The 17,057-nt window shown below is 68.8% G+C and carries 18 protein-coding genes; 5 read left to right on the plus strand and 13 right to left on the minus strand.

The window, feature by feature from the left end:
- The first annotated feature begins 280 nt into the window (after window positions 1–280).
- From AX750_RS06185 to trmFO, 4 genes are all read left to right on the plus strand, one after another.
- Entirely contained in the window at window positions 281–607 is a 327-nt protein-coding gene (locus AX750_RS06185; RefSeq protein WP_066721234.1) for a hypothetical protein, read from the plus strand.
- 308 nt (window positions 608–915) lie between these two features.
- Window positions 916–1,422, plus strand: coding sequence for an invasion associated locus B family protein (locus tag AX750_RS06190; protein ID WP_245282322.1), 507 nt, complete (start codon window positions 916–918; stop codon window positions 1,420–1,422).
- 400 nt (window positions 1,423–1,822) lie between these two features.
- Window positions 1,823–1,978 (plus strand): DUF1127 domain-containing protein, encoded by a 156-nt coding sequence (locus AX750_RS25400; RefSeq protein WP_082732703.1) that lies wholly within the window; start codon window positions 1,823–1,825, stop codon window positions 1,976–1,978.
- A 158-nt stretch (window positions 1,979–2,136) separates the two neighbouring features.
- Complete coding sequence (trmFO, locus tag AX750_RS06195; protein ID WP_066734824.1) at window positions 2,137–3,552, plus strand: methylenetetrahydrofolate--tRNA-(uracil(54)-C(5))-methyltransferase (FADH(2)-oxidizing) TrmFO; 1,416 nt, start codon at window positions 2,137–2,139, stop codon at window positions 3,550–3,552.
- A gap of 7 nt (window positions 3,553–3,559) precedes the next feature.
- On the opposite strand, the gene AX750_RS06200 is transcribed toward trmFO, so the two are convergent.
- The 5 genes from AX750_RS06200 to yajC all read right to left on the minus strand — a co-directional run bounded on the left by AX750_RS06200 (window position 3,560) and on the right by yajC (window position 7,891).
- Complete coding sequence (locus AX750_RS06200) at window positions 3,560–4,453, minus strand: phytoene/squalene synthase family protein (protein ID WP_197426574.1); 894 nt, start codon at window positions 4,451–4,453, stop codon at window positions 3,560–3,562.
- A 126-nt stretch (window positions 4,454–4,579) separates the two neighbouring features.
- On the minus strand, window positions 4,580–4,957 hold the full coding sequence (locus AX750_RS06205) for an MTH938/NDUFAF3 family protein (RefSeq protein ID WP_066719300.1): 378 nt from the start codon (window positions 4,955–4,957) through the stop codon (window positions 4,580–4,582).
- Window positions 4,958–4,971: 14 nt separating this feature from the next.
- Window positions 4,972–5,919 (minus strand): protein translocase subunit SecF, encoded by a 948-nt coding sequence (secF, locus tag AX750_RS06210; RefSeq protein WP_066719299.1) that lies wholly within the window; start codon window positions 5,917–5,919, stop codon window positions 4,972–4,974.
- A gap of 30 nt (window positions 5,920–5,949) precedes the next feature.
- The gene (secD, locus tag AX750_RS06215; RefSeq protein ID WP_066719297.1) at window positions 5,950–7,560 is read right to left on the minus strand and encodes a protein translocase subunit SecD; all 1,611 of its coding nucleotides are present in this window, start codon (window positions 7,558–7,560) and stop codon (window positions 5,950–5,952) included.
- 55 nt (window positions 7,561–7,615) lie between these two features.
- Entirely contained in the window at window positions 7,616–7,891 is a 276-nt protein-coding gene (gene yajC / locus AX750_RS06220) for a preprotein translocase subunit YajC (RefSeq protein ID WP_066719313.1), read from the minus strand.
- A gap of 318 nt (window positions 7,892–8,209) precedes the next feature.
- On the opposite strand from yajC, the gene AX750_RS06225 reads away from it, so the two are divergent.
- Window positions 8,210–9,097: an ATP-binding protein gene (locus AX750_RS06225; protein WP_066719295.1), complete on the plus strand. Its 888-nt coding sequence runs from the start codon at window positions 8,210–8,212 to the stop codon at window positions 9,095–9,097.
- A 255-nt stretch (window positions 9,098–9,352) separates the two neighbouring features.
- Here AX750_RS06225 and AX750_RS06230 read toward each other — a convergent pair whose 3' ends face one another.
- From AX750_RS06230 to AX750_RS06265, 8 genes are all read right to left on the minus strand, one after another.
- Entirely contained in the window at window positions 9,353–10,762 is a 1,410-nt protein-coding gene (locus tag AX750_RS06230) for a LysM peptidoglycan-binding domain-containing M23 family metallopeptidase (protein ID WP_245282323.1), read from the minus strand.
- Between the two features lie 117 nt (window positions 10,763–10,879).
- Window positions 10,880–11,566, minus strand: a complete 687-nt coding sequence (locus AX750_RS06235; protein WP_245282324.1) for an rRNA adenine N-6-methyltransferase family protein — start codon at window positions 11,564–11,566, stop codon at window positions 10,880–10,882.
- 155 nt (window positions 11,567–11,721) lie between these two features.
- On the minus strand, window positions 11,722–12,483 hold the full coding sequence (gene surE, locus AX750_RS06240; RefSeq protein WP_066719287.1) for a 5'/3'-nucleotidase SurE: 762 nt from the start codon (window positions 12,481–12,483) through the stop codon (window positions 11,722–11,724).
- A 137-nt stretch (window positions 12,484–12,620) separates the two neighbouring features.
- Window positions 12,621–13,925, minus strand: coding sequence for a serine--tRNA ligase (gene serS, locus AX750_RS06245; RefSeq protein ID WP_066719284.1), 1,305 nt, complete (start codon window positions 13,923–13,925; stop codon window positions 12,621–12,623).
- Between the two features lie 224 nt (window positions 13,926–14,149).
- The gene (gene tatC / locus AX750_RS06250) at window positions 14,150–14,974 is read right to left on the minus strand and encodes a twin-arginine translocase subunit TatC (RefSeq protein WP_066719281.1); all 825 of its coding nucleotides are present in this window, start codon (window positions 14,972–14,974) and stop codon (window positions 14,150–14,152) included.
- Window positions 14,971–15,462, minus strand: coding sequence for a Sec-independent protein translocase protein TatB (gene tatB / locus AX750_RS06255; protein ID WP_066719280.1), 492 nt, complete (start codon window positions 15,460–15,462; stop codon window positions 14,971–14,973). Before tatB ends, tatC begins: the two co-directional genes overlap by 4 nt.
- A gap of 44 nt (window positions 15,463–15,506) precedes the next feature.
- Window positions 15,507–15,749 (minus strand): twin-arginine translocase TatA/TatE family subunit, encoded by a 243-nt coding sequence (locus AX750_RS06260; protein WP_066719277.1) that lies wholly within the window; start codon window positions 15,747–15,749, stop codon window positions 15,507–15,509.
- 68 nt (window positions 15,750–15,817) lie between these two features.
- Complete coding sequence (locus AX750_RS06265) at window positions 15,818–16,933, minus strand: ABC transporter ATP-binding protein (RefSeq protein WP_245282325.1); 1,116 nt, start codon at window positions 16,931–16,933, stop codon at window positions 15,818–15,820.
- Between the last annotated feature and the right edge of the window lie 124 nt (window positions 16,934–17,057).

The following is a 17,057-nucleotide window of genomic DNA, read 5'->3' on the forward strand; positions in this document are numbered from 1 at the left end:
GGACGGCGCGACAACCCGATGAGGGGAACTGGCGCCCGAGGGCTCGCGGCGGAGGATGGCCTTCGACCCGATAAGCGCGGCCCGGAGCCCAAAATCGCCGAAGGCGGAGCGCCGGGGGGCGTGCGACGGGTGGCTCAATCCCGCCGCGCCGCGACCTGGCTCAACGGTTGCGGACCTCGACCCCAGCGCCCCGCGGCGCTCCGCCAGCCCCGTTCGATCACCGACGCTGCAACAGCGGGCGGGGGCTGGCGCGCGCCCCCCTCCCCGCAGGGAGACGATCATGACCCGCAAGGAACCCTCCGGCTTCTCGCCCGAGCACATCGCCAATTTCCACCGCACCCAGCAGATCCGCCGCGATCTCCTCAAGAGGCTGGGCGACATCCTCGAGGTCTGGCGCGACTGCACCGACAAGGCCTGCCAGCGCGGCCGCAGCTGCAAGCGCAGCGACGCCGCCTGCCTCCACGGCTTCATGGGGGCCCTGCCCGACCAGGACCGCCGCCTCGCCGGCTACATGATCCAGAACGGCGCCGCCGGGCTCTCCCCCGACGCCGCGCTGGCGCAGGCGCAGGCCCGCGTCGCCGCCGAGATCGCGCAGGATGGCGGGTGACCCATTCCCGTGCCCCCTCCCCGTCATCCCGGGCGCAGCCCTCGGGTCCGATCTAAGATCGGCCCAAGGATAAACTCCGCGGAGACCCGGGATCCATTCCGGAGCGCCGGGTCGGACAGGTTCCGGAATGGATCCCGGATCAGCGCCGCTGACGCGGCTTGTCCGGGATGACGGCGTTGGGGGCGAGGCGATGGGGTCGACAGGCCCGCCCCGGAATGACGGGACGCGCCGAACCAGCCGCCCGCCATGGTCACGCCTCGTTAACCGCTACCTTCCCACCCTGCCCGCTTCACCCGAAAGGAGACAGGATGACGATCCTCGCCACCCGTGCCGCCCTCATCGCCGCCGCGCTCGGCCTCGCCCCCCTGCCGGCCGTCGCCGCCACCGCCACCCCGCTTGGCCAGTTCGGCAGCTGGACCGCCGCCGCCTTCGGCGAGGGCGAGGCGCGCAGCTGCTACATCCTCGCCACGCCCGCCAGCGCCGAGCCCGCGAGCTTGCGCCATGGCGAGGTCTATTTCTTCGTCAAGGAGGCCGAGACGCCGCAGGCGACCGAATCGAGCCTGCAGGCCGGCTATGATTTCGAGGACGGCTCCGAGGTCACCGTCACCATCGGCGACGAGACCTTCCGCATGATCACGAAAGGCAGCCATGCCTGGCTGCGCCGGATCGAGCGCGAGCCGGAGCTGCTGGCGGCGATGCGCGCCGGCCGCGTCATGGCGCTGGAGGCGCGCTCCGCCCGCGGCAATGCGACGAGCTATGAATTCTCGCTCGCCGGTGTCACTGCTGCATCGCGGCATCTGGCCCATTGCGAATGAGACCCCGCCGGGCGGCCGATTCGCGCCGCCCGGCCCGTTTCCGGACCCAAAGGGCATCGAGCGGCGCGAAACAGGGTGAATCAGCGCTTATGTGCGCTGCAGCATCGTTAAGGCACTGGGGGTGCTCATCGGGGCGGCAAATTGGCCTGACCACCCGACCGGCGTCGCTGGAATGCACAAGGATCGGGCAGAACTCTTGCGAATCTTACCGGGTCGTTAACCGCTGGACGCGGGCGAGACGGCAAAAGTGAAGCAATTGCGAATGGTTCATGCCGAAAACGCATGACGGAGCTGACTCCATGCCTCTGTTGCGGGCGCGCTGGCTCACTTATATGCAGCGCACAACGAATTCATCGCTGTGGGCACCGACCCGCTCCGGAAACTTAGTAGGATTGCCACCATGTTCGTCACCATGATCGCCGCCAAGATCCGCGCCTATCTGCGCTATCGCGAGACCGTTCGCGAGCTCTCCCGCCTGACCGACCGCGAGCTCGACGATCTCGGCCTGTCGCGCACCGAGATCCCCTTCGTCGCCCGCACCCACGCGGCCGTCTGAAGCGGCTTTCGCCCCGCTGAGGCGGGGTGCCGAGTAGTCTCTCCCGGAGCCGCGATACTCCCTCGCGGCGACCGGTCGCAGAGCGAATGCCCGCCGCAAGGCGGGCATTTTGCGTTTCGGGCCCCGCTTCCCTTGACGGCGGCGGCGGCGGGCGACACATCCGCGGGATGGAACCCGTTCACATCATCGGCGGCGGTCTCGCCGGCTCCGAGGCCGCCTGGCAGATCGCCCAGGCCGGCGTCCCCGTCATCCTGCACGAGATGCGGCCCGTCCGCGGCACCGAGGCGCACAAGACGGAAGGTCTGGCGGAACTCGTCTGCTCCAACTCCTTCCGCTCGGACGATGCGCTCTCCAATGCGGTCGGCCAGCTGCATTGGGAGATGCGCCGGCTCGGCTCGCTGATCATGGACAAGGGCGACGCGCATCAGGTCCCGGCCGGCGGGGCGCTGGCGGTCGACCGCGACGGCTTCTCGCAAGCCGTCACCGCCGCGCTCGAGGCCCATCCGCTGGTCACCATCGACCGCGCCGAGATCGCCGGCCTGCCTCCGGCAGAGTGGGACAGCGTCATCATCGCCACCGGCCCGCTGACCTCGCCCGCGCTCGCCGCCGGCATCCAGTCGCTGACGGGCGAGGACGCGCTCGCCTTCTTCGACGCCATCGCCCCGATCGTGCATTTCGACTCGATCGACATGGGAGTGGCCTGGTTCCAGTCGCGCTACGACAAGGCGGGTCCCGGCGGGACCGGCGCCGACTACATCAACTGCCCGCTCGACCGCGACCAGTACGAGGCCTTCATCGACGCGCTGCTGGCCGCCGAGACGACCGAGTTCAAGGAGTGGGAGGGCACGCCCTATTTCGACGGCTGCCTACCGATCGAGGTCATGGCGCAGCGCGGCCGCGAAACCCTGCGCTGGGGCCCGATGAAGCCGGTCGGTCTCACCAACAAGCACAACCCGACGGTCAAGCCCTATGCGGTGGTGCAGCTGCGCCAGGACAATGCGCTCGGCACCCTGTTCAACATGACGGGTTTCCAGACCAAGCTGAAATATGGCGAGCAGGCCGCGATCTTCCGGATGATCCCGGGCCTGCAGAACGCCGAGTTCGCGCGGCTCGGCGGCATCCACCGCAACACCTATCTCAACTCGCCGAAGCTGCTCGATGCGCGGCTGCGGCTGAAGGCGGATCCGCGCCTGCGCTTCGCCGGCCAGATCACCGGCTGCGAGGGCTATGTCGAAAGCGCCGCCATCGGCCTGCTGGCGGGCCGTCTCGCCGCGGCCGAGCGGCTCGGCCGCGAGATCGAAATCCCGCCGGCGACGACGGCGCTCGGCGCGCTGGTCAACCACATCACCGGCGGCCACATCGTCACCATCGACGAGGGCCCCCGCTCCTTCCAGCCGATGAACATCAATTTCGGCCTGTTCCCCCCTATCGAGGGACAGGCGACGCATGGCCCCGACGGCAAGAAGCTGAAAGGCCCGGCCAAGAGCGTCGCCCGCAAGCACGCCCTGACCGCCCGCGCCAAGGTCGAGATGGAGGCCTGGGCGGGCGGCGAGCAGGCTCAGGCGGCGGAGTAGCGCGCTTTCACCCCGCCGCGCGCGCCATCCGCCAGATTGCCCATTGCCGGCGCCAGGCGGGCAGCGTGATGATCGTGCGGTAGGGGTCGTAGCCCGAGCGCTCCATGCGCGCGAGATAGGGCTCGACCAGCGCGACCGGCAGGAAGGCCGGCATCACGGCGGAGGGCACCGTGCTGCGCAGCTCGCGCAGCTTCACCAGATGCCCGCGCGCGATGCCGCGCAGCTCCTTCAGCGTGTAGAGCACGCCCGGCCCGCCGCGCCCGCGCACGATGTCGTCGCGGGTGACGCCGTTGCGGGCGAGGATGTCGCCGGGCAGGTAGACCTGCCCCTCGGCCGCATGCCAGGGGAAGGCGCGCATCAGCCCCGTCAGCGCATAGGCGACGCCGGCATAGCCCGCAGCCGCCGCCCCGCCGGGATCGCGGCCATTGGCCAGGATGATCGAGGCCAGCCGCACCAGCGCGCTCGCGGTCTCGCCGGCATAGCCTTCGAGATCGCGCAGCGAGGGCATCGGATCGTCATAGAGATCGAAGATGCGGGCCTCGATCAGCCCGGTCAGCGGCGCGATCGGCAGGCGATAGCGGGCGATCGAGTCGAGCAGCGCGGCGGCGACGGGGTGCCCCTGCGTCTCGCCGCTCGCCTGGCCTTCCAGCAGGTCGCGCCACCACTGCATCCGGACCTCGCCGGGAAGCGGCTCGCTCACCAGCGCGCGGATGCGGGCGATCTCGAGGCTGAAGGCATAGAGCGCGAAGAGCGCGGGGCGCTGCGATTCGGGCGCGTAGAGGCAGGTGATGTAGCGGTCGTGATCCTGCTCGCGAACCATCGCCGCGCAATGCGCGTAGGCGTCCGGCAGTGCGGACGGCACGGCGTCGCTGCGGCGGTCGGTCTCGGTTGCCTGCGGCATCATCTGGCCTCGATCCGGTGCTGCCCCCAAGCCACGGTTCAGCAGTGTAGGCCGAGGCGGCGGCGGATGGCTACGCCTCACGCGACATGGGCGCCCTGAATTCCGGCGGGCATGTCGGTCCTGGGTTCAGTCGACCGCGATCAGGGCTGCGGCCACGCGCCGCTCTTCCGCGACGAGTACATTGTAGGTTCGGGCGGCCGCCCCCGTGGCCATGCCCTCGACCGTGACCCCGCGCTCCTTCAGCAGGGCGCGCCAGTCATGCGGAATGAAGGCGATGTCGGCGCCGGTGCCGATGAGCAGGAAGTCGATGCTCTCCGCTTCGTCCAGCACCGGCTGGAAGGCCGCGGGCGTGACGTCTGCAAAGCGCAAGACCGGCCAGATCCGGATGCCGGACGGCAGCGCCAGCACCGAGCCCCGATGGCTCATCCCGGCGAAACGGAAGCCGCCCGCGCCGAAGGCGTCGAGCTGGTGGCGCCCGGGAACGAATCCGTCGAAGCGGCTCATGCCGGCCGCGCGGCTCAGCTCTTGGCGCCGGCGGCGACCTTCTCCTCGGCACCCTCCGGCCGCGAAACCCCGGCGCGGACGTCGAGATAGAGCAGGACCGGCGTCGAGATGAACATCGCCGAATAGGTGCAGACCACCACGCCGAAGAGCATGACCAGCGCGAAGCCCTCGATCGCCGTGCCCCCGAACAACACCAGCGCGATCAGCGCCAGCACCGTCGTGGTCGAGGTGATGGCGGTGCGCGACAGCGTCGAGTTGACCGAAAGATCGAGCAGGTCGGGGATCGGCATGGTCTTGTAGCGACGCAGCAATTCGCGCGTGCGGTCGAACACCACGACGGTTTCGTTGAGCGAATAGCCGACGATGGTCAGGATCGCCGCGATCGAGGTCAGATTGAACTCGAGCTGGGTGATCAGGAAGAAGCCCATCGTCAGCACGATGTCGTGCAGCGTGCCGAGGATCGCGCCGATCGCCAGCTGCATCTCGAAGCGGAACCAGAGATAGATCAGCACGCCGATGATCGCGAGCACGACGCCCAGCGTGCCGGCCTGAACCAGCTCGCCAGAGACGCGCGGGCCGACGGTCTCGACACGGCGGAAATCATAGGTGGCCGAGAAAGCCTCGCGCGCCTTGACGACGACCTGCTGCTGCGCCACCTCGCCGCCCGGCTGCAGCGCGAACCGCATCGAGATCTCGCCGCCGGAGCCGAACTCCTGCACCTCCGCCTCGCCGAAGCCGAGGCCGTTCGCCGTCGCACGCACCGAAGCGATCTCCGGCTTGCCGGACTTGGCCTGCATCTCGATCAGCGTGCCGCCGCGGAAGTCGATGCCGAAATTGAGGCCGACCGTCAGGAACAGGAACAGCACCAGCAGCGAATAAGCTGCCGAAAACGGATAGCTGAACCGCCGGAAGCGGACGATCTTGAAACGGGTACCGTCGGGAACGATGCGAAGCAGACGCATGCGCTGATCTCCTTGAACAGTTGGCTTGCGTCAGAACGGAAGGGTCTTGGGACGGGCCCAGCGATACCAGAGCGCGATCAGCATCCGCGTCAGTGTCACCGCGGTGATGACCGTGGTCAGGATGCCGAGGATGAACACGACCGCGAAGCCGCGCACCGGGCCGGAGCCCAGCGCAAACAGCGCCAGCGCCGCGATCAGCATCGTGACGTTCGAGTCGATGATGGTCGCGAAGGCGCGCTGGAAGCCGGCCTCGAGCGCCGAGACGAGCGAGCGGCCCTGATGGGCCTCCTCGCGCATACGCTCATAGATCAGCACATTGGAGTCCACCGCCGTGCCGATGGTCAGCACGATGCCGGCGATGCCCGGAAGGGTCATCGTCGCGCCCAGCACCGACATCAGCCCGAAGATCAGGCAGACATGGACGAGCAGCGCGATCGAGGCGATCAGGCCGAACACGCCATAGGTCCCGATCATGTAGAGGATCACCAGCACGGTGGCGATCAGCGTCGCCATCTTGCCGGCCTGGATCGAATCCTGACCCAAGCCCGGGCCGACGGTCCGCTCCTCGACGATCGTCATCTTCGCCGGCAGCGCACCGGCGCGCAGCAGGATGGCGAGGTTGTTGACCGCCTCGACCGTGAAATTTCCGGAGATCTGGCCCGAGCCGCCGGTGATCGGCGACTGGATGACCGGCGACGAGATCACCTTGTTGTCGAGCACGATCGCGAGCGGACGGCCGAGATTCTCCGTCGTCGCCTGGCCGAAGCGCTGCGCGCCGCGGATGTTGAAGCGGAAATTCACGATCGGCTGCGAGGTCCGCGAATCGAAGGCCGGCTGGGCGTCGATCAGATCCTCGCCCTCGACGATAACGCGCCGCTCGACCGGCACCAGCGAGCCGCCGGCATCCTGCGAGGGCAGCATGTCGACGTCGCCGCCCTGGCCGTCGGCAACCATGCGGAACTGTAGCTTGGCGGTCTGGCCGAGAATGTCCTTCAGGCGCTGCGGATCCTGCAGACCGGGCACCTGCACGAGAATGCGGTCGAGACCCTGGCGCTGGATGTTGGGCTCCGTGGTGCCGAGCGCGTCGACACGGCGACGCAGCACCTCCATCGCCTGCTCGACGGCGCGGCGCACGCGCTCATTGGCGCCGGCCTCGGTGACATTGAGCTGGATCAGTCCGTCAGGCTGCTCCGCAACTTCGATCGACATGTTGCCAGAGGGGCCGAAGGCGCCGAGCGTCCCGATCGGCTGCGCCAGTTCGCGGAGCTTCGGCAGGAGTTTGGCCCGATCGGCCGCATCCGGCACGCGCAGGCTTACGCCGCGCGCCGTCATGCCGATGCCGCCCTGGAAGCTCACCCGCTCCTCGCGCAGGATGCGGCGCACGTCATCGCGCAGCTGCGTCACCTGGCTGCGGACGAGATCGGCACGGTCGATCTCGAGCAGGACATGCGAGCCGCCCTGCAGGTCGAGACCCAGCACGACGGCGTGGATCGGCAGCAGGATGCGCGGAATCCAGGACGGAGCGCCCTGCTCGATCGCCTTGCGCGTCTCGGGCGAGAAAAGGTTCGGCAGGGCGAAGCCGCAGCCGAAGAGCAGAACGAGCAGGACGACGATGACCTTGCGGGTCTGGAAACGGAGCATCTGCGGGTAACGCCTTGTTGTCGCGCGCCGGCCCCTCGCGGAGCCGCTGCGCGGTTCAGCTCTTGACCGGCTCGCCCTTGGCGCGAACGTCGGTGATCATGCCCTTGACCAGGCGAACCCGGACGCCCTCGGCGATCTCGGCTTCGATCTCGCCATCGTCGATCACCTTGGCCACCTTGGCGACGATGCCGCCCGAGGTGATCACCGTGTCGCCGCGGCGCACGTTCTTGACCATCTCCTGATGCGCCTTCACGCGCTTCTGCTGCGGCCGAATGATCAGGAACCACATGATCACGAAGATCAGCACGAAGGGGACGAGCGAGATCAGCATGTCGGTGGAACCACCGGCACCGGCGGCTTGGGCGAAAGCGGGGGTGATCACGAAACGGCTCCTTCATCGCGGCGGCGCAGGCGCCCCCGGCCGCGGGGCGCGGCGGATTTCGTCACAGGCCTTAAAAAATCGCGCGGACTATAGCCAGAGGCGCCGTTAAATCAATCGGACGCGCCCGGCCGGCTCGCGGCGCTCCTCACCTATGGGCTCGCCGCAGTTCGCGCAATGGCCTTGCGCTCCGAGCCGACGAACCGCTAACGCTGCAAGGCACCGTACCCTCCGTTACGGCTCCGCGCCGAGTTGCCCGAAGGCCCGCCCATGACCGTTGCGACCGAGACCCAGACCGACCCGACGCTGGCTGCCCTGCTGCGCATCGCCGCGGCGCTGGAGCGCATCGCCCCGCCCGCCCGCAAGCCCGCCGATCTGACGCTCGCCGACGCCTTCGTCTGGCATCCCGCCGGCTCGGAGCTCGCCCCGGTCGCCCGCGTCAACCGCGTCGCGCTCGGGCTGCTGCGCGGCGTCGATCGCGTTCGCGACACGCTGGCCGAGAACACGGAGCGTTTCGCCCGCGGCCTGCCGGCCAACAACGTCCTGCTCTGGGGCGCGCGCGGCATGGGCAAGTCCTCGCTGGTCAAGTCGGTCCATGCCGACACCAACAGGCGCCTCGCCGGCCAGGCCCTGCCGCTGAAGCTGATCGAGATCCACCGCGAGGACATCGAGAGCCTGCCGGTGCTGATGGGTCTGCTGCGTCCCGACGCGCATCGCGCCATCGTCTTTTGCGACGATCTCTCCTTCGACCGCGACGACACCTCCTACAAGTCGCTCAAGGCGGCGCTGGATGGCGGCGTCGAGGGCAGGCCCGGCAATGTCGTGTTCTACGCCACCTCCAACCGCCGCCATCTGATGCCGCGCGACATGATGGACAATGAGCGCTCGACCGCGATCAACCCGGGCGAGGCGATCGAGGAGAAGGTCTCGCTCTCGGACCGCTTCGGCCTCTGGCTCGGCTTCCACAAATGCAGCCAGGACGAGTATCTGGCGATGATCGACGGCTATGTCGGCCATTTCGGCCTGGCGATCGACCCCGAAACGCTGCGCCACGAGGCGCTGGAATGGGCGACGACCCGCGGCTCGCGCTCCGGCCGCACCGCCTGGCAGTTCATCCAGGATCTGGCGGGGCGCCTCGGCAAGCCGCTGGACGAGTAATCGCCAGCCGGCGGGGCCGTCATGGTCGGGCTGGTCCCGACCATCCAAGCCTTCATTCGTCGAGGGCCGTGTTCAAGACGTGGATGCTCGCTACAGGGGCGAGCATGACGCGGCTGCCTGACGTCCGCTGGTCGGGTCAGGCCCGACCCTGACGTTGGCCAGACAAAAAAGTGGCGGGGCGGCCTTTCCTGGGACCGCCCCGCCCTGTTCCGACCGGTGGGGTCTCGCGGAGACCGGTCGAAGGTGAACTCTTGATCAGTTGTTGAGGTAGGGCGTCGGATCGACCGGCGCCGAGCCCTTGCGCAGCTCGAAATGCAGCTGCGGCGAAGAGACGTTGCCCGTCTGGCCGGAGCTGGCGACCACCTGGCCGCGCTTGACCGTGTCGCCGCGCTTCACCTTGAGCTCGCCGTTATGGGCGTAGGCCGAGACATAGCCGTTGGCGTGGCGGATCAAGACGAGGTTGCCGTAGCCTTTCAGCTCGCTGCCGGCATAGGCGACCGTGCCGCTCTCCGCCGCCTTCACCGGCGTGCCTTCCGGCACGGCGATGTTGATGCCCTCATTGCCACCGCGACCGCTGAAGCCGGCGATGACGCGGCCGCGGGCCGGCCAGCGAAAATCGGCCTTCTCGCCGGCCTCCTCCGCCTTTGGCAGACTGGCGGTGGTGGTGGGCTCGGCCTCGCTCCTGGGAGCGGCCTTGGGCTCGGGAGCGGCGGGCGCCGTCGCGACGACGACCGGCTTGGTCTTCTCCGGCGCCGGAGCGGCGGCCGTCTTGGCCGGCTGGGCTTCCAGCTTGGCGGCCGGCTTCTCGGCGACGACCTTGGCCGGGGCCGCCGGCTTGGCAGCGGGTGTCGGGACGGGAGCCGCAGCGGCCGTCGTGTTGGCGCGGGCCGCAGCCTTGGCCTTGGCCTCGGCGGCGAAGCGGGCGCGCGATTCGCGCATCGCCAGCGCGTCGGCCTCCGCTTTCGCCTTGGCTTCGGCGGCGGCTTGGGCCTTGGCCTCGGCCGCAGCCTGCGCCTTGGCGCGAGCATCCTGCACCGGCGTCGCAGGGCGCACGGGAGCAGCCGCCGGCGCGGGACCGGTCACGAAACGGGATGCATCGGAGCGCGTCTCGGCAGGAGCCTGCGCCATCTGCTGGCGCGGAGCCGCTGCGGCCGGAGCCGGAGCGGCCGAACCGGCGGCGTTGTAGACCGGGATGGTGATGCGCGTGCCGGGCGCGACATTCGGGCTGGACAGGCCATTGGCCGAGATCAGCGCGGCGCGCGGCACGCCATAGCGCGAGGAGAGCGTGTCGAGCGTTTCGCCCTGAGCGAGGACCACGGGCGTACCGCCCTGGGCCGACCAGCCATTCGCACTGCCCGCCATGGGCTGCGGCGCGGCGGCGCGCAGCGCGACGGCCGATTGCGGCGGCGGCAGAGGCTGCGAGCGCACGGCCGCCGTGGCGGGAGCAGGTGTCGCATAGACCGGCGTGTTGACCGAGCGACCGATCGAGCCGGTCGTCGCAGGGTCGCGAGCCGGGGCCTGCGCCGTCTTGAACGGACTGTCGAAGGGGGTGTCGGTGAAGCGCATCGCTTCAGAGGAGCAGGCGCTGAGAGCGAGCGCCAGCAGGCACGCCGTCGAAGCGCGCAGGGCGAGATGGAACGAAACCGATCCGGCAGGGCTACGCATGGAACTGGCACTCGCAAACGACGCAACTCGATTGCCAGCATTAAAACCGCGTTCAGGTTACGAAAGCGTTTCGCGCCGCGACTCGGCGTTTGCTTTTTGACCGGTCGACCGCCGCGATCAGAGTGCCCGCGCGAGGCCGGCCACCAGTGGCGGGAGGCGCACCGCCGGCCCCGGCGCATGGTCGAAGCTGCCGTCCGGCAGCCGCATGACGACGACGCGCCGCGCCGCGCCCTCGACGCGCATCGCCCCGACGAGGCGCCCGCCCGGCGCGAGTCGCGCCAGCAGCATCTCGGGAATCACCGGCGTGACGCCATTGACCAGAATGCGCTCGAATCGCCCGAGCGTCCGGTCGGGCTGCAGCCCATCGGCCTGGCGCAATTCGATCTCGCGGGCGAAGCCGCTGCCGGCGATGCGCTCCTGCGCCGCCAGCGCCAGCGTGCGGTAGCGCTCGAGCGAGACGACCTGCGACCCCATCGCCGCCAGCAGCGCCGTGACATAGCCCGAGCCGGTGCCGATCTCGAGCACGCGCGACCCCGCCTGCAGATCGAGCGCGGTCAGCAGCGCCGCGACCGTATGCGGCGCCGTCATCGTCTGGCCGCAGGGCAGCGGCACCGAGACGTCCTGCCGGGCAAGATCGGCGAAGCGCGCCGGCGCGAAACGCTCCCGCGCCACCTTCTCCATGGCGCGCAGCACGGCGAGATCACGCACGCCTTGCGCCCGCAGCGACAGCAGGAAGGCGACGGTGCGCTCGCCCTCGCTCGCCGGCCGCTCCTCGGTCATGGCGTCGCCCTCGCCGTCGGTCATGGTTCAGTCCGCGCCTGTGGACATTGCAACCACGCCGTCATCCTGGGCGACCGAAGGTCGACCGGGATCCATCGGAGGTCGCAGGGCTCTACGATGGATCCCGGCCTTCCGCTTCGCTCCGGCCAGGATGACGGCGCGGGTGAGGGACGCGTCGCTCAAGCAAACACCCGCGCGAACCGCGTCAGCGTCGGCTCATGGGTCAGGTCGAGTTCCAGCGGCGTCACCGAGATCTTCTTCTCCGCCAACGCGCGCAGATCGGTGCCGTTGGCCGGCTCGGTGCGGCCGCGGGCGAAGGCGATCCAGTAATAGGGGTTGCCGCGCCCGTCCTGCCGCGGCTGGAGCTGCATCAGCTCCTGGTCGCGCCGCCCCTGCACCGTCACCGCCACGCCCGCGACCTCGTCGGGCGCGACATTCGGGAAGTTCAGGTTGAACAGGATCTCCTTCGGGATGCCCTCCTCGAGTAGCCGGCGGATGATGCTAGGGGCATGCTGCTCGGCGCAGTCCCAGCGGATGTTCTCGCGTCCACCCGGCCCATAGCCCTGGCTGACCGCGATCGAGGGGATGCCGAGCAGCGTGCCCTCCATCGCGGCCGCGATCGTGCCGGAATAGGTCACGTCCTCGGCGACGTTCTGGCCGCGATTGACGCCCGAGAGCACGAGGTCCGGCCGGTTTTCGATCATGATCGAGCGCACCGCCATGATCACGCAATCGGTCGGTGTGCCCGCGACGGCGAAGCGCTTCTCGCCGACCTGGCGCAGGCGCAGCGGGTTCGACAGCGACAGCGAATGCGCCACGCCCGACTGGTCGGTCTCGGGCGCGACGACCCAGACATCGTCGGAGAGCTGCGCCGCGATGCGCTCCAGAACCGCCAGCCCCTCGGCATGAATGCCGTCGTCATTGGTCACGAGAATGCGCATGTCAGAGGTCTTTCATCGACGAGGAGGATTCCCGGCAGGAGGCGTCATTCTCGGGCGAAGCGAAGCGCAGACCCGAGAATCTCCTCCCAGGAGATGCTCGGGTCGAGCCCGAGCATGACGCTGGTAAGACAGCGCACTCACGCCTTCTCGATCTTCGTCACGCCGCGCATATAGGGCACCAGCGCGTCGGGCACGGTGATCGAGCCGTCGGCGTTCTGATAGTTCTCCATCACCGCGATCAGCGCGCGGCCGACCGCCGTGCCCGAGCCGTTCAGCGTATGGACGAAGCGCGGCGCGCCGCCCTCCTTCGGCCGGTAGCGCGCATCCATCCGCCGTGCCTGGAAATCGCCGCAGACCGAGCAGGACGAGATCTCGCGATAGGTCTTCTGGCCGGGCAGCCAGACCTCGATGTCGTAGGTCTTCTGCGAGGCGAAGCCCATATCGCCGGTGCACAAGGTCATCACGCGATAATGCAGGTCGAGCTTCTTCAGCACCGCCTCGGCGCAGGCGAGCATGCGCTCATGCTCCTCGGCCGACGTCTCCGGCGTCGTGATCGAGACCAGCTCGACCTTCTCGAACTGGTGCTGGCGCAGCATGCCGCGCGTATCGCGCCCCGCCGAACCGGCCTCGGCCCGGAAGCAGGGGGTGAGCGCGGTGTAGCGGCGCGGCAGTTCCTCCTCGGAGAGGATCGATTCGCGCACGAGATTGGTCAGCGGAACTTCGGCGGTGGGGATGAGCCAGTGATCGTCCCCGGCACGAAACTGATCCTCGCGGAACTTCGGCAACTGCGCCGTGCCGAACATGGCGTCGTCGCGCACCATCAGCGGCGGCATCACCTCGGTATAGCCGTGCTCCTCGGTGTGGGTGTCGAGCATGAACTGACCGATCGCGCGGGAGAGCCGCGCGATCTGGCGCTCCAGCACGACGAAGCGCGAGCCCGAGAGCTTGGCCGCCGTCTCGAAATCCATCTGGCCGAGCGCCTCGCCGAGCTCGAAATGCTCCTTGGGCGCGAAGTTCTGGCCGAACAGCCGCCCGCCGGCCTTTTCGGGCGCCTCGCCATGCACCGATTTGACGACATTGCCGTGCTCGTCGGCGCCGTCCGGCACCTCGTCCTTGGGCGTGTTCGGGATCGCGGTGAGTTGCTCATCGAGCGCGGCCTTGGCCGCCTTCTCCTGAGCCTCGAGCTGCGGCTGCAGCTCCTTGAGCGCTGCCACTTCGGCCTTGAGCTGCTCGGCGAGAGCCACGTCCTTGGCCCCCATCGCCTTGCCGATCTCCTTCGACAGCGCATTGCGGCGCTCCTGCGAGGCCTGGGCCTTCGCGATCGCCGCGCGACGCGTGTCGTCGAGCGCCAGCAGCGAGGCCGACAGCGGCGCGAGCCCCCGCCGCTTCAGCCCGGTGTCGAACGCCACAGCGTTCTCGCGAATCCATTTGATGTCGTACATCGTCGTCAGGCCACGCCGTCAGAGGTCGGAAAAACAGCCCGATGCTCTAGACCGGGACGGGCGCGGAGGGAACCACCTACGTCGCGCTCGCGCGCAGGCATCCCGCCCGTCATGGTCGGGCTTGTCCCGACCATCCACGTCTTCGATTGGCGAGACCTGAGTTCACGACGTGGATGCTCGGCACAAGGCCGAGCATGACGCGCACCACACTCAATAGACGATCGCTACGCGCTCGGCGCGTCCGCAGCGTCGTCGGCCGCCTGCTGCGCGGCGCGCTTCTTCTCGACATAGCCGACTGAGAAGACCGAGAGCTCATAGAGCAGGAGCATCGGCACCGCGAGCATCAGCTGCGAGATCACGTCCGGCGGGGTCAGCACGGCGGCAACGACGAAGACGAAGACGATCGCGTAGCGGCGCTTTTCCTTCAGGAAGACCGTGTCGATGATCCCCGCCTGGCCGAGCAGGGTCAGGATCACCGGGAGCTGGAAGGAGATGCCGAAGGCGAAGATCAGCGTCATGATCAGCGAGAGATATTCGCTGACCTTGGGAAGGAGCGCGATGCCGGCCTGCCCGTCGGTCGCCGCCTGCTGCATGCCGATCGAGAACTTCATTAGCACCGGCATGGCGAAGAAGAAGACCATCGCCGAACCGAGCACGAAGAAGACCGGCGTCGCCGCCAGATAGGGCGCGAAGGCCTGACGCTCGTTCTTGTAGAGTCCGGGCGCCACGAATTTGTAGATCTGCGTCGCGATCACCGGGAAAGCGAAAAAGCCCGCGCCGAAGGCCGCGATCTTGATCTGGGTGAAGAGATATTCGAGCGGCGCGGTGTAGATCAACTGGACATTGGCGCCCGGCCCGGCCGCCCAGACATAGGGCAGCACGAGGATGTTGTAGATCTGCGTCGCGAAGGCGAAGCAGATGAAGAACATCACCAGAAAGGCGATCAGCGACTTGATCAGCCGCGAGCGCAGCTCGATCAGATGGTCGATCAGCGGCGCACGGGAGGCCTCGATCTCGTCCTCGCCCTCGCGCGGATTGGCGACGCTCATGCCGCGCTCCCTTCACCGGGTTCGGCAGCCGCTGCCTTGCGCTTGCGCGGCGCCTTCGCCGGCGCGAGTTCGGACGGTTCGGCGGTCGGCTCGGGCGTGGCAGCCTCGACGACGGGCGCCGGAACAGGCGGCGCGATCTCGACCGGCGGCAGCGGATCGGGTGGCGGTAGCGCGGACAGCTTGGCCTCGGCCTCCTTCAGCGCCGCATCATCGAGCCCGGTCGAAGCCGGCATCTCGATCGGCTTGAAGTCGGTGTTCATCGCATTGGAGACCGAGCCGCCGACGTCCTCGACCTGCTTCTTCAGATCGTGGAGTTCGGCCTCGCGCATCGCCTCGTTGAACTGGCCCTGGAACTCGGACGCCATGCGCCGAATCTTGCCGACCGCCTGCCCGACGGTCCGCATCGCCTTCGGCAGGTCCTTGGGGCCGATCACGACGAGCGCGACCGCCCCGATCAGCATGAATTCGCTCCAGGCGATGTCGAACATCGACAGTCCGTCCTCTCAGCCTCCCGCAGGCGGGAGGCCAGGCCTCAGGCCTTGGTCTCGGCCTTCGCCGGCGCGGAAGGGGTGGCCTGCGCGTCGATGATCTTGGGATCGACAGGGGTCGCGGCGGTGGGCGGCGGCGGAGGCGTCTCGTCCTCGGCCATGCCCTTCTTGAACGACTTGATGCCCTTGGCCACGTCGCCCATGAGCTCGGAAACCTTGCCGCGGCCGAACAGCAGCATCACGATGACGCCGACGACGATCCAGTGCCAGATGCTGACGCCACCCATGGCGAACTCCCTCGATTCATGCGCTCGGATTGGATCGGCGACCCCGGCCCGGGCTGTTGTGGCGGAACCTATGTGTCCCCCGCGGGGAACACAAGAACTTCGTCGGTGGGAATGTCGAGCCCGACATCCTCGCCCTCGCCCAGCACTCCGGCCAGCGAGGCCCGCACCGAAAGCAGCCGGTCGAAGCCATCGACCGCGATCAGCAGGTGATCGACCTCGCCGAGGAAGCGCCGCGTCACCACCCGGCCCGGCAGGCAGAAGCCCTTGGGGACGATCCGGACCGCATGGGGCCTGATGCAGGCGACGGCCTCGCTGCCCTCGGCCAGACCCCGTGCCGGGAAGCGGCCGAAGGGCGTGTCCACCGCCCCGCGCACGACCCTGCCGGCGACCTCGGTAAAATCGCAGAAGAATCGGGCGGCAAAGAGACTGGCCGGCTGGCGATACAGCGTCTCGCCGGTGCCGATCTGAACAATCTCGCCGGCGCGCATCAGCACGATCCGGTCGGCGATGCGCATCGCGTCCTCGGGGTCGTGCGTGACGATGATCGAGGTCGCGCCGGTCTCCTGCAGCAGGGCTGCGGTCTCGTCGCGCACGACGTCACGCAGGCGCCGGTCGAGATTGGAGAAAGGCTCGTCCATCAGCAGCACGCCCGGCCGCGGCGCCACGGCCCGCGCCAGCGCGACGCGCTGCTGCTCGCCGCCTGAGAGCATGTGCGGATAGGACTGGGCCAGGTCGGCCAGGCCGACACGGGCGATCGCACGCAGCGCCGTCGCCTCCGCCGCCGTCCCCGGCACCCGGCCTTGCAACCCGAAGCGGACATTCTCCAGCACGGTGAGATGCGGAAACAGCGCATAGTCCTGGAAGACGAGGCCGACGCCGCGCCGCTCGGGCTCGACGAAGCTCTCCGGAGAGGACACGTCCTTGCCCTCCAGCAGCACGCGACCCGCGCTCGGCCGCTCGACGCCGGCGGCCAGGCGCAACAGGGTCGTCTTGCCGCAACCGGACTGGCCGAGCAGCGCCACGATCTCGCCGGGCTCGACCGAAAGCGACACGCTGTTGAGTGCCGTGACCTCGCCGAAGCGCTGGGTCACGCCGTCGAAGGCAAGCGCCATCGGGATCGCGGCCCCGGCCGTTCCCCGCCGCCCCCAGCTCAGCCAGCGCGATTTCGTCTCGTTGGCGACCAACGGATGCTCCGCCTCGTCTCTTGGAACGCGACGTCGTCCCGGGCGGAGCGAAGCGCAGACCCGGGACCCATGCCGGAACGGTTCAGGAATGGGTCCCGGGCCTGCCTTCGGTCGTCCGGGACGA

Source organism: Methylobacterium sp. CCH7-A2, from assembly GCF_001557075.1.
In the GTDB taxonomy this organism is placed as follows: Bacteria; Pseudomonadota; Alphaproteobacteria; order Rhizobiales; family Beijerinckiaceae; genus Allobosea; species Allobosea massiliensis.